This window comes from Vibrio sp. B4-6 (assembly GCF_963888245.1).
GTDB classification, from domain to species: Bacteria; Pseudomonadota; Gammaproteobacteria; order Enterobacterales; family Vibrionaceae; genus Vibrio; species Vibrio anguillarum.
In genome coordinates this window covers 248,756-262,242 of sequence record NZ_CAWPIM010000011.1, presented here as the reverse complement: position 1 = coordinate 262,242, position 13,487 = coordinate 248,756, and the positions used below count along the sequence as shown (strand labels likewise).

The 13,487-nt window shown below is 45.4% G+C and carries 10 protein-coding genes; all 10 read right to left on the bottom strand.

Annotation, left to right across the window (positions count from 1 at the left end):
• Nucleotides 1-43: 43 nt before the first annotated feature.
• The 10 genes from dnaE to ispC all read right to left on the bottom strand — a co-directional run bounded on the left by dnaE (nucleotide 44) and on the right by ispC (nucleotide 13,463).
• Nucleotides 44-3,523 (bottom strand): DNA polymerase III subunit alpha, encoded by a 3,480-nt coding sequence (gene dnaE, locus AACV20_RS04075; RefSeq protein WP_017046604.1) that lies wholly within the window; start codon nucleotides 3,521-3,523, stop codon nucleotides 44-46.
• Between the two features lie 81 nt (nucleotides 3,524-3,604).
• The gene (gene rnhB, locus AACV20_RS04070; protein ID WP_170906923.1) at nucleotides 3,605-4,216 is read right to left on the bottom strand and encodes a ribonuclease HII; all 612 of its coding nucleotides are present in this window, start codon (nucleotides 4,214-4,216) and stop codon (nucleotides 3,605-3,607) included.
• Between the two features lie 46 nt (nucleotides 4,217-4,262).
• Nucleotides 4,263-5,411, bottom strand: coding sequence for a lipid-A-disaccharide synthase (lpxB, locus tag AACV20_RS04065; RefSeq protein ID WP_013856216.1), 1,149 nt, complete (start codon nucleotides 5,409-5,411; stop codon nucleotides 4,263-4,265).
• A 105-nt stretch (nucleotides 5,412-5,516) separates the two neighbouring features.
• Complete coding sequence (gene lpxA, locus AACV20_RS04060; protein WP_026027915.1) at nucleotides 5,517-6,305, bottom strand: acyl-ACP--UDP-N-acetylglucosamine O-acyltransferase; 789 nt, start codon at nucleotides 6,303-6,305, stop codon at nucleotides 5,517-5,519.
• A 1-nt stretch (nucleotide 6,306) separates the two neighbouring features.
• Nucleotides 6,307-6,738 (bottom strand): 3-hydroxyacyl-ACP dehydratase FabZ, encoded by a 432-nt coding sequence (gene fabZ, locus AACV20_RS04055; protein WP_026027636.1) that lies wholly within the window; start codon nucleotides 6,736-6,738, stop codon nucleotides 6,307-6,309.
• Between the two features lie 116 nt (nucleotides 6,739-6,854).
• The gene (gene lpxD / locus AACV20_RS04050) at nucleotides 6,855-7,886 is read right to left on the bottom strand and encodes a UDP-3-O-(3-hydroxymyristoyl)glucosamine N-acyltransferase (RefSeq protein WP_013856213.1); all 1,032 of its coding nucleotides are present in this window, start codon (nucleotides 7,884-7,886) and stop codon (nucleotides 6,855-6,857) included.
• Nucleotides 7,887-7,893: 7 nt separating this feature from the next.
• Complete coding sequence (locus tag AACV20_RS04045; RefSeq protein WP_170906922.1) at nucleotides 7,894-8,403, bottom strand: OmpH family outer membrane protein; 510 nt, start codon at nucleotides 8,401-8,403, stop codon at nucleotides 7,894-7,896.
• 15 nt (nucleotides 8,404-8,418) lie between these two features.
• Nucleotides 8,419-10,851, bottom strand: a complete 2,433-nt coding sequence (bamA, locus tag AACV20_RS04040; RefSeq protein WP_170906921.1) for an outer membrane protein assembly factor BamA — start codon at nucleotides 10,849-10,851, stop codon at nucleotides 8,419-8,421.
• Between the two features lie 48 nt (nucleotides 10,852-10,899).
• Nucleotides 10,900-12,258, bottom strand: a complete 1,359-nt coding sequence (gene rseP / locus AACV20_RS04035) for a sigma E protease regulator RseP (RefSeq protein WP_170906920.1) — start codon at nucleotides 12,256-12,258, stop codon at nucleotides 10,900-10,902.
• Nucleotides 12,255-13,463, bottom strand: a complete 1,209-nt coding sequence (gene ispC, locus AACV20_RS04030; protein WP_170889642.1) for a 1-deoxy-D-xylulose-5-phosphate reductoisomerase — start codon at nucleotides 13,461-13,463, stop codon at nucleotides 12,255-12,257. Before ispC ends, rseP begins: the two co-directional genes overlap by 4 nt.
• Nucleotides 13,464-13,487 lie beyond the last annotated feature (24 nt).

Here is a 13,487-nt window from a genome sequence, read left to right as displayed (position 1 = left end):
CGATCCTTTTATACTCAGCGTTCAACATATTTGACGCCAAATTTTAGTTAAATTCGAGTTCTACCTGATCTTTGCCAAGTAGCTGTTTCAATTCGTCTAACAATGTATCACTTGGGGTTACACGCCACTGCGTACCAAGAGTGAGTCGCACTCTCGCCTCTGCGCGTTGGTAGTATACATTGACAGGTATAGTCCCTGCTCGGTGAGGCTCTAAGATCTGACTAAAGCGCTCAAAAAACTGGCTGTCTATCTGTGATTGTTCAATCGATATCGACAAGCCACGGGCATATTTTTCACGCGCACTGCCCAAGTCCATGACTTCGCGCGCCGACATTTTAAGGCCACCATTGAAGTCATCAAAGCTGACCTGTCCAGAAATCACTAAAATTCTATCTTTTTCTAGCAGCTCTGCATACCGCTCTAACGCATCAGAGAATAACATCACTTCCATACGTCCTGAACGATCATCTAACGTCATGATGCCAATCCGCGTACCACGCTTGGTGGTCATGACTTTAGCAGCAATCACTAACCCCGCTAAAGTGACGGATTGATCGCGTCGCGTTGGTGTGGCATCTTTTAGTCGACAACTGGTGTACTTAGCAAGTTCCTTAATATGTGCGTTTATTGGATGCCCGGTCAAATAAAGGCCTAATGTATCGCGCTCACCTTCAAGCCAAACTTTCTCAGGCCACTCGGGGACTTGCGTATATTTATGTTCTACTTCTTCTGGCGCATCAGTCAATACACCAAACATATCAACCTGACCAAAGGCTTCAGCTTGGTGGAATTGGCTGGCCGCTTTCACAGCATCATTTAATGAGGCCATCATGGCAGCACGGTGTGGGCCTAAACGGTCCAAAGCACCCGCATAAATAAGCTTTTCAATCACACGCTTATTGACTTTTTTCAAATCAATTCTGGCGCAAAAATCAAACAAATCTTTAAAATAGCCGCCGGCTGTGCGCGCTTCTAAAATCGCTTCAATCGGCCCTTCACCCACACCTTTGATCGCGCCAATACCATAGACAATCGCGCCATTTTCATCGACGTTAAAGCGGTACAAGCCGGCGTTAATATCCGGTGGTAACACTTTAAGATTCATGCGTAAACATTCATCCACTAAGCCAACCACCTTTTCGGTGTTGTCCATGTCGGCCGTCATTACTGCCGCCATAAATTCGGCTGGGTAGTGGGTTTTTAACCATAAGGTTTGATAAGAAACCAGAGCATAAGCCGCAGAGTGCGATTTGTTAAACCCGTAACCGGCGAATTTTTCTACTAAGTCGAAGATTTTCATCGACAATTCGCCATCCACGCCGTTTTTTATCGAACCTTCTTCAAAAATCGCCCGCTGCTTGGCCATCTCTTCTGGCTTTTTCTTACCCATCGCACGGCGCAGCATATCCGCGCCGCCTAGTGTGTATCCGGCTAGGACTTGGGCGATCTGCATCACTTGCTCTTGGTACAAGATGATGCCGTAGGTTGGGTCTAGAATTTCTTTTAATGACTCATGTTGCCATTTTTCATCTGGGTAGGAGATCGCCTCTCGGCCATGTTTACGGTCGATAAAGTTATCCACCATCCCCGATTGCAAAGGCCCTGGGCGAAACAGGGCCACTAGTGCAATGATATCTTCGAAGCAGTCTGGCTGGAGACGTTTGATCAGATCTTTCATGCCGCGCGATTCTAACTGGAATACCGCCGTGGTTTCAGAATTTTGCAATACACGAAATGAAACTGGGTCTTCTAACGGGATAGCTTCAATACGAACGGGCTCTTTGCCTTCTCGTTGTAAGCGCGGGTTAATCAGCCCTAGTGCCCAATCGATAATGGTTAAGGTACGTAGACCTAAGAAGTCAAACTTGACTAAGCCTGCGGTTTCAACATCGTTCTTATCAAATTGAGTAACGGGGAAATGCCCTTCAGCATCCGCATAAATCGGCGAAAAGTCGGTAATTGTGGTTGGGGAGATCACTACCCCACCCGCATGCTTACCAGCGTTACGCGTGCAACCTTCTAGAATTCGGCACTTATCAATCAGCTCTTTGACGTCTTCGTCATTGTTGTACAGCTCAGGTAACGCGGGTTCAGCCTTAAACGCCTTTTCGAGTGTCATTCCTGGATCTAGTGGAATAAGCTTTGAAATGCGGTCGACAAATCCAAACGGATGACCAAGCACGCGTCCCACGTCACGAATGACCGCTTTGGCAGCCATAGTACCAAAGGTGATGATCTGTGATACCGCATCACGACCATACATTTCAGCAACGTGATCAATAACTTGGTCACGTTTATCCATACAGAAATCGACGTCAAAATCGGGCATTGATACCCGTTCTGGGTTCAAGAAACGTTCGAAAAGTAAATCATATTGTAGTGGATCTAAATCGGTGATTTTGAGCGCGTAAGCCACCAATGAACCCGCACCCGATCCGCGCCCCGGTCCCACCGGAATATCGTTATCTTTTGACCACTGGATGAACTCCATCACAATCAAGAAATAACCGGGGAATCCCATGTTATTAATCACTTCGAGCTCAATTTGCAGCCGTTCATCATATTCAGGGCGACGTTGTGCGCGAACCTCAGGATCGGGGAACAGAAATTCAAGACGCTCTTCAAGGCCTTCTTGTGATTTCATCACCAAGTATTCGGTTTCTTTCATTCCTTCCGTTGGGAAGGCGGGCAAGAAATATTCCCCCAAACGGACGGTAACATTACACCGTTTGGCAATCTCAACACTGTTTTGCAGCGCTTCAGGAATGTCGGCAAACAGCTCACACATTTCCGCTTCGGTGCGCAAATATTGCTGTGGGCTGTAATTTTTTGGCCGACGAGGATCTTCCATGGTGTAGCCATCATGAATCGCTACTCGAATTTCATGCGCTTCAAAAAACTCTTCGCTGAGAAACACCACTTCATTGGTTGCAACGACGGGCAGATCGTTATTTTCAGCCAATTCTAGAGCAAAGTGCAGATAGCTCTCTTCGTCGGCTCGCCCTGTGCGAGTCAATTCAAGGTAAAAACGATCGACAAAATGAGTTTGATAAAACTCGACACATTTATCTACTAACGCCTGATTACCTTTAAGCAGTGCTTTGCCTATTTCACCACTTTTTCCACCCGAAAGCACAATCAAGCCTTCGGCATATTTCACTAGCCACGCTTTATCAATCACAGGTAGGTGTTGCACATGACCGCGTAGATAAGCATCGGAGATCAGTAAGGTCAGATTTTTGTAACCAACATTATCACTCGCTAGAACCGTCAGCTTGGTGAGCTCATCACCAAACTCCTCGGATTGCATGACAAAATCTGCACCGATAATCGGCTTTACCCCACAGTTATGAGCGGTACCATAAAATTTGACCAAACCACATAAGTTCGTGAAGTCGGTCAACGCTACGGCAGGCATCCCCATCTCGGCCACTTTTTTCACAAGCGGTGGCACTTTGGACAAGCCATCGATCATAGAAAAGTCGCTGTGGACACGAAGGTGGACAAACTTTGGTTCTGGCATGCAATAAAATCCTAGATGCTAGGTTTGGTACAAGATTTGGCGGTTATTCTACGCGAATCTGCTCGTGGCTGACACCCGCAATTAGTCAATTCCCAGCACGCGTTTCACTGGCTTAAAGCTTTTACGGTGCTCTGCGATGACGCCATGTTGTTCGATCGCGGCAAAATGCGCTTTAGTTGGATAGCCCTTATGTTGAGCAAAGCCAAATTGTGGGTACAATTTATCGAGCGCTTCCATCTCTTTATCGCGTACCACTTTAGCAATGATTGAGGCGGCGCTGATTTGCGCCACACGCATATCACCCTTGACGACTGCGATACCATGCATCGGTAATTGTGGGACACGGTTGCCATCAATTAAAGCCAAATCAGGTTTAATCGCTAGACCTGCAATCGCGCGTTGCATCGCCACCATAGTCGCTTGAAGAATATTAAGCTCATCAATTTCAGCTGGTGAACAGCGGCCAACAGACCAAGCGAGCGCCTTTTGTTGAATTTCAGGAAAAAGCGCTAGGCGTTTTTTTTCTGATAACTTTTTCGAGTCGGCTAAACCTTCAATCGGATTATTCGGATCCAAGATTACTGCGGCAGTCACTACGTCGCCCACTAATGGACCTCGGCCAACTTCATCCACTCCTGCAATCAAAACATAGCCCTTAGGGTATTCAAAAGGAGTCAGTGTTTGTTCTGCCATCTTGTCTATTTTCCTCTCGTTATTTTTCAATCGCTCTTTTTAATCGTTAACGGTTAATCAAGCTTAAAACTGCTTTGGCAGCTTGTTGATCCGCACCTTTGCGGATCCAGTGATGCATTTCAGTAAAACGTTCAATTAAAGAGGAATTATCACGGCTGAGCATGCTATCGACCGCAGGAAACAGATGTTGCGGGTCGCATTCATCAAGAATGAACTCAGGAACCAGTTCTTCTCCGGCTAAAATATTGGGCAGTGAAACAAATTCGGTTATCGCAAGCTTCTGAACCAACCATCCGGTAAGCCAGTTCACTTTGTATCCCACCACCATCGGCCGTTTGAGCAACATGCATTCCAGTGCGACTGTGCCAGAGGCAAGCAGCACAGCATCTGCAGCCGTGATGACATTACGCGCGGTGTCTTCAATAATAACAAAATCGAGCTCTGGGGCGATCTCCTGCCAAATGGTTTCAAACTGCTGTTTACGTTTGGGATTGACGGCAGCTACAACAAAACCAATATCAGGGTATTTCTGTTTGATTTGTCGACATGTTTCAATAAATGGCTTGGCAATTAAACCGACTTCTCCCCCTCGGCTACCGGGTAGCACAGCCAGCCACTGTTTATCTGTCTCTAATTTCAACAGTTCACGAGCGGCAATTTTATCGGGTTGCAGTGGAATGGCATCGGCCAGTGTATGGCCGACAAATTCGCACGCAACCTGATACTTGTCGTAAAACGCTTTTTCAAACGGAAGAAATGCCAGCACTAGATCGGTCGCCGCATCGATTTTAAAAATACGTTTGGGACGCCATGCCCATACAGATGGGCTCACGTAGTGGACGGTTTTGATGCCCGCTTTTTTGAGATCAAGCTCTAGTCGTAAATTAAAATCTGGTGCATCAATACCAACAAACACATCCGGCGGATTGGCTTTAAAATACTTCACCAACTGCGCTTTAACTTTCAGTAAACGCGGTAAGCGGCCAAGCACCTCAACCAGACCCATCACGGCTAGCTCTTCCATATCAAATAAAGATTCACAACCTTGAGCAATCATCTTAGGGCCACCAATACCGACAAATTGTGCATTGGGATATTGCTGCTTGATGGCTTGAATGAAGCCTTCTCCTAATGTATCGCCAGAAAGCTCTCCGGCAACAATACCGATTCTTAGGGGATTTTCATGTGAGTGCATATCGTTTCCTAACAGAATCCGCTCAGCCGTTATGCGGCATCAAAAAGACAAAAGATCGCTAAACAAGTAGCGATCTTCGGATATTAATCAAAACTCAGTGGCGAACTAACGAATAATGCCACGCTCAGTTTTTTCTAGTAAATCAGTAAAACGCTGAATCGATGGGTACTCTTTCGCCATCTCAACCAATATAGGTAAGACCTCTGCTTGCGTTTTACCTGATCGGTAAATCTCTTTATACGCTTTTTGTAGCGCGCGAATTTCGGCTTTTTCAAAACCATTTCGCTTCAAACCAACAAGGTTAAGGCCAAATGGTGAAGCATGGTTACCTTGTGCTAACACGTAAGCAGGGACATCTTGCACAACAGCAGAACAACCACCGATATAGGCATAAGCACCAACGCTACAGAAAGGATGAATCGCCGACAACGCCATAACACCGGCATAGTCACCGACCGTCACATGGCCGCCAAGAATTGCGTTGTTACCAATGTGCGTATGATTACCAACAATCACATCGTGCGCAATATGGGCATTCACACACAATAGGTTGTCGTTGCCAACAACTGTTTGTGTTTTATCTTGCATCGTACCACGGTGAATTTGCACCGCTTCACGAATAACATTGCGATCACCAATGACGACTCGTGTATCTTCACCACCATACTTCTTATCTTGGTTCTCTTCGCCAATGACGGCGTGAGGGAAAATACGGTTCTCTTCACCAATGACGGTGTTTCCTTTGATGACCACATGCGACATCACTTCCGTACCTTGGCCAATGCTTACCCCAGAGGTGATGTAAGTAAATGGACCAACAGTGACGTTAGCTCCGATGGTAGCGCCATCTTCAACCACCGCACTTGGGTGGATTTGTGCAGTTTCATGAATCATATTAAAACTCTCTACGAGCACATTTCATTTCAGCTGAACACACAACCTCACCATCAACTTTCGCTACGCCATTAAACAACGCAATACCACGACGCTCTTTAATGAACTGCACTTCGATGATCAGTTGGTCGCCAGGACCTACAGGCTTACGAAACTTCGCATTATCAATACTAGCAAAGTAATACAATTCGTTATCTTTCGGTGCACCAAAGGTTTTGAATGCAAGTAGGCCCGTTGCTTGTGCCATTGCTTCTAAAATCAGTACACCTGGAAAAATAGGTAACTGCGGAAAATGACCAGTGAACTGAGGTTCATTAACTGACACATTTTTCAAGCCAACAAGGTATTTGCCTTCTTCAAAGTCAATTACACGGTCAATCAACAGAAATGGGTAACGGTGAGGAAGCAGCCTCTGAATTTCAGTGATGTGCATCGTTTTCGTTTCAGTCGTCAAAGTCATATTCCTATACAGTAAAACTTTCAAAAATTATTTGGCATTATAGACGAAAAAGACTCGCAGTTGGCGAGCCTAATCGGGAAAAAGTAGAATTAGGATTCCGCTTCCTGCTCTAAGTACTTTTCAAGTGCTTTAAGTCGCTTGTGCATATCTTCGATACGGTGAACGCGAGCGGCAGTTTTACGCCATTCTTTGTTCGGTTGCAACGGAATACCAGAAGAGAACATGCCTTTCTCGGTGATGCTACGCATCACCATCCCCATGCCAGTAATGGTGACCCCATCGACAATCTCGATATGGCCATTGATGACAGTACCACCACCAATAATGCAATATTTGCCTATGTGGGTGCTGCCAGCAATGATGGTACCGCCAGCAATTGCAGTGCCGTAGCCAATACAGACGTTATGTGCAATCTGTAATTGGTTATCGAGAATGACGTTATCTTCAATAATCGTGTCATCTAATGCGCCACGATCAATTGTCGTGCAGGCACCGATTTCAACTCGATTACCGATCCGGACAGTGCCAATTTGCGGAATTTTAATCCACTCACCTTTCTCATTGGCATAGCCAAAACCATCAGAACCAATCACGGCACCTGACTGAATAAGGCACGCCGAGCCAATTTCCACTTCGTGGTAAACGCTGACATTTGCCCACAACTGGGTGTTAGCGCCAATTTTGGCGTTTTTACCGATGAAACAGCCAGCACCAATGGAGACGTTATCGCCCAGTTGCACGCCCGTCTCAATGACCGCGTTTGCACCAATAGAAACGTTCTGCCCTAGCTGGGCATCCGGTGCAACAACCGCAGAAGAGCTAATATCACTCGCAGGTCGCGGTGTCGTGTCCAGCGCTTGCGCCACCTTTGCAAAAGCAACGTATGGATCAGCGACAACCAAAACATTGGTTGTACACAATTCACGTTCACTAGCCTTGACCATAATCACCGTTGCGCGGCATTGACCAAGGTGTTTGTTATATTTGGGATTAGAGAGGAAAGTTACGTAACCTTCCTGCGCCTTATCCATAGGTGCGACAGCGGAAACTGTCGCAGAGCCATCACCAAACAGCTCTCCCCCGGTGATGGTTGCCAATTCGGCTAAAGTCAGTTTTGCCATAATAATATTATTTTAGTTGTTTAATTACTTTCTCTGATAGGTTGTAGTCCGACTTACCATATTGCATAGCTTGCACGTCAACAACGATGTCATAACCTTCTTTTTCCGCAACTTTCTTCACTGCGTCTTGAATCACCATGAAGAGTTTTTGCTTCTCTTCACTCTCACGACGCGCTGAAGCTTGCTCTAACGCTTGCGCTTTGATTTTGTACTTGCTGTCTAATTGACCAATTTCAATACGCAGCTTCTCGATCTCATCTTGACCTAGCAGTTCGCCATCACGTTTAAGTTTTTCAATTTTGGTTTTTGCTTCAGCTTGAATTGACTGTAGCTCTGCCCCTTTATCTTTAAACTCTTCTTGTAATTTTTGCAGCACAACTTCTCGTTGAGGTAATGCTTGGAATACTTGCGCGGTATTAATGTAACCTACTTTCTGCGCCGCCTCAGCGGCTTGCGCAAAAAATGATGAACTCAGTACAACTAGGCCCAATCCTGCCGCTTGAATCGCTTTTTTCAAAATACTTTCCTCTAATTAGAATGTTCTGCCGATCGTGAAAGTGAAGAACTCTTCATTATCACCTTCATAAATTTTAATAGGTTTGGCAATTGAAAATACCAATGGCCCCATAGGTGACATCCACTGTAGTGCCGCACCATAAGAGGAACGGTAATTCATTGGATCTGAGTAATCGTAATAATACTGATCACCATAACCGAGTTTCCCATCTTGGTAATCGAACTCTGTATCCCAAACGCTGGCCATATCGAAGAAGATGCTGGTGCGAATTTGGCTACGAGTTTCATCAGAGGCAAATGGCGTCGGTACAATCAGCTCTACGCTGGCCAGCGCGACCGCGTTACCACCGACAGAGTCATCTGTTGCGCTATAGCAGCGGTTGTTGCCACCATTATTGCCATTACAGCCTGTCGCATCGTTATAAATCGCTTTCGGTCCAGCCGAGTTAGAGCCAAAACCACGTAACGTGGTAAAGCCACCTGCATAATAGTTTTCATAAAATGGGAACAAGTTATCGTTACCATCCGTTTTCCCGTAACCATTACCATACCCTAAGCGTCCTCTTAGCAAGAGTGAAAACTCATGTTTTTTGGTTAATGGGAAATACTGGCGGACATCGTACTGCGCTTTGAAATACTTTACGTCTGAGCCCGGCACAGTCATCTTGTAGAAAGCGCGTTGGTGATTCCCCGCCGTTGGGAAAATGGTTCGGTTTAAATTATTGCGCGTCCATGAGATGTTGACGTCAAAGTCATTGGTGATCAAACTGCCATCATCGCTACGGTTACTCGCTTGAGACTGTAAGAACTGACTAACTTGCACATACTCATCGATATTACCGATCTTGTTGTGCGTGTAACCGATACCGAGGTCAAAACGGTTTAATTCGTCAAATGGGAAACCCCACGTTAAACTTGTGCCGTAACTTTCATTGGTATAATCAACAATACCTGCTTCAGAAGCCTCAAACTGGTTATAGAAAATCTTACCACCCAAACTGACACCATCAAGGTTCCAATAGGGATCACGGTAATCTAAACTGATGTTCTTTTGATAGTCGTTCATCATGGCATTGATGCCAACTCGATTACCTGAACCAATGAAGTTGTCTTGCTGTAAACCAACCTGAAAACTCACACCTGATTCTGTACCATAACCGACACCAAAGTTAACACTACCTGAGTTGGCCTCTTTCACGTTGTACACCAGATCGACTTGGTCTTCACTGCCAGGTACACGTACGGTTTGCACATCCACTGTTTCAAAGAAGCCAAGACGGTTCAAACGGCTCTTACCCGTATCAATCGCTTTAGAGCTCAGCCAACTGCCTTCCATTTGACGCATTTCGCGGCGCAAAACTTCATCTTTGGTTGAGTTATTACCGACAAAGCGAATATCACGGACATAGATACGCTTACCCGCTTCCACATGAACAACCAAGGAAACTTCTTGCGTTTCATCATTAAATTCTGGGATGGTTCGAACTTGAGGATAAGCATAGCCAGCTTCACCCAATACTCGTTTTACATCTTCTTCAAGCTTGGTCACCAGTGAGCCGTTATAGGTTTCCTCGGCTTCAAACGGGATCAAAGCGGTAAACTCAGCCTCTTTGCCAATCAGCTCTCCGCGAAATTTAACGTCTTTGATTTTATAAGGCTGACCTTCGCTAATGCCTAAAGTGATATAAACGCCTTTTTTATCAGGAGAAATAGCAACTTGCGTGGAATCGACTTGAAACTTTAAGTAGCCACGGTCGAGGTAGAAAGAGCGCAAAGCTTCAATATCAGCGGCTAAAACCTGCTTTTGGTATTTATCATCAGAGAGGAAATTCCACCACGCCACATCGACATTTAAATTGAAGCGTGACAGTAAATCTTGGTCACTAAACACTTCATTGCCAATAAAGTTGATTTGCTGAATTTTCGCAGAAACCCCTTCACTGAACACAAATTTAAGGTCAGCACGGTTGCGAGGTAAAGGTGTTACCACCGCTTTTACGGTCGCGTTGTACTTACCCACGCTGTAGTAAAAATCTTCCAACCCCTTTTCAATATTGCTCAAGGTCGTACGATCAAGCGCCTCACCGATGCGGATATTGGATGCATCAAGATTCTGCTGCAACTGCTCTTCTTTGATCGCTTTATTTCCAGAGAAGGAAACACTTGCAATGGTTGGACGTTCTTTAACCTGAACGATAAGAACGTTGTTGTCTCGTAATACTTTGATGTCTTCAAAGTTGCCCGAAGTGTAAAGTGCTTTGATAATATCCGCGACATCTTGTGCATCAACGGTATCGCCAATTCGAACGGGCATTTTAAGCAATGCAGCGCCGAGCGCAACGCGTTGAAGCCCTTCAATTTGAATATCCTGCACTACGAAATTCTCGGCACTATGTGCTGAGAGGCTGGTTGCCAATAGTGTCGCGAAAAGGATCTGTTTCATTGCCATATTTATTCTTGTTATTCCTTGCTACAACTTCTGCCTAATGGTTACAAATCACAGGCGACTAAAATCATTAAATATTGCCACAGCCATCAAAGAAAAGATGATCGCCCCACCAATTCGATATCCCATTTCTTGAATCTTCTCTGGGACAGGACGACGAATAACGGCTTCAATTGCAAAAAACAGTAAGTGTCCGCCATCTAACATTGGCAGTGGTACTAGATTGATAATGCCTAAGTTGACACTAATCAGAGCCAGAAAACCCAAGAAATAGACCAAACCATAGTCAGCGGTAGTTCCAGCTCCTTTGGCAATCGAAATCGGCCCACTCAGATTATTCAACCCCACATCACCGACCACCAGTTTTTTCAACATGCTGACGGTTAAGTTGATCACTTGCTGTGTTTTTTCAACCGCTTTTCCGACTGATTCAAATACACCATATTGCAGCTCAAATCGATAACTTTCCGGCCATTCTGCGACTTTAGGAGCGATTCCCGCAAAACCTATCGTTTTGCCTTGCGGTAACTCACGAACGTCAGGCGTAAGCTCGATAGTCAAGCGTTGTTCATCACGCACAACAACCAATGAAACTGGCTGATTGGGATGGCTTTGTATCAACTCCACAACTTGCTGCCAATGGTTTATCTTCGCACCGTTGGCTTCGATCAAGGTGTCGCCAACTTCTAACCCGGCCTTCTCTCCGGCGCTGCCTTGAGAAACATTGGTTAGCGTCAGCGATATTTCAGGGACAAATGGTTTAAAACCCAACGCTCCCATAGCAGACTCTGTTTCTGGGTTAAAGTTCCAAGAACGGATATCTAATGTTTTGATTTCATCCACACCAATTTCATTATTGGTTCCGACGGTGAGCGTTAATTGTTCATCACCAATATGGCTAATCAGCCCCATATTGACCGATTCCCAATCTAAGGTATTCACTCCTGAGACTGCTTTGATCTGCATTCCTGACTCTAAACCCGCTTGAGCGGCGATCGATTGCGGGGCAATTTCGCCAATCACAGGTTTTACCGCTGGGACGCCAATTAAGAACACGAGCCAATAGGCAAAAATGGCGAAGAAAAAGTTAAAAGCAGGCCCAGCACTCACGACAGCGACACGTTTCCACAATGGTTTTTGGTCAAAAGCTAAGGGTTTTAATTCAACTGGAACATCATCAACACGGCTATCGAGCATTTTAACGTAGCCGCCGAGAGGAATAATTGAGAGGTTGTACTCGGTGCCATCTTTGGCTATTCGGCTCCAAAGTGATTTACCAAAGCCAATGGAAAATTTTTCGACTTTAATTCCGCAGCGACGTGCTACCCAAAAATGGCCAAATTCATGCACAGCAACCAATATACCTAACGCAATGATGAAAGAGACGAAATTCCACAAAATACCACTCATAATAAATGCTCTTGTATGATTTGCTGGGCAATAGTGCGCGCCATTCTATCGAGCTCTAACAAGCTTTCCAAGTCATAGCAATGTAACTGAGTATGTGCTGCACACACTTTTGACAATACACGTTCATTAACTTGTGCGATATCGGTAAAACGAATTTGCTTATTTAAAAAAGCTTCAACGGCTATTTCGTTGGCTGCATTTAAAGAGGTGGTGGCATGTTGCCCTTGATAGCAAGCATCAATCGCCAATCCCAAACAAGGATAACGCTCGTAGTCCACATCCATAAAACTCAAATTACTTAATTTGGTAAAATCCAGTGCCGGAACACCCGCAGTAATGCGTTCTGGATAAGAGAGAGTTAAAGCAATTGGCGTGGACATATCGGGTTCCCCCATTTGCGCAAGCACCGAACCATCGCGGTACTGCACCATAGAGTGGATCACCGATTGTGGGTGGATTAACACTTTTAATTGCTGTTTCGATGCATTAAACAGCCACTTAGCTTCAATATATTCCAAACCTTTGTTCATCATGGTAGCGGAATCAACCGAAATTTTCGGCCCCATCGACCAGTTAGGATGAGCAATCGCTTGCTGTGGTGAAACATCAGCTAACGTGGATAAATCACTATAGCGAAAAGGGCCGCCAGAACCCGTGAGCAGAATATGTTGCACACCATGTTCTTGTAAATCACAGCGACCCAAAGAGCCTTGAATTTCAGGGGGTAAGCATTGAAAAATCGCGTTATGTTCGCTATCGACAGGGAGCAATTCAGCACCGTATTTTTCGACCGCATCAATAAACAATTGGCCAGACATCACCAAGGCTTCTTTGTTTGCCAGCAAAACACGCTTGCCCGCCTTTACCGCGGCCATGGTTGGTAACAAACCTGCTGCACCAACAATCGCCGCCATCACCGTATCCACCTCATCTAATGCGGCGACGTGGCACATGGCGTCTTCACCAAATAATACGGTTGTTTTTAAGTTCAGTGACTGCAATTGAGCTAAAAGCTCATCCGCCGCCTTTTGGTTTGCCATTACCGCATAAACTGGCTGCCAACGCTGACATAGCTCACGCATTTTATTGACATTATTTCCCGCGGCTAAAGCCACAACGGAAAAGTGTTCGGGATTTTGAGCCACGACTTTTAATGTGCTTGCCCCAATTGAACCTGTGGCCCCGAGAATCGTTAACTTACGCATAGCAACAACCGTGAATTAAGATTG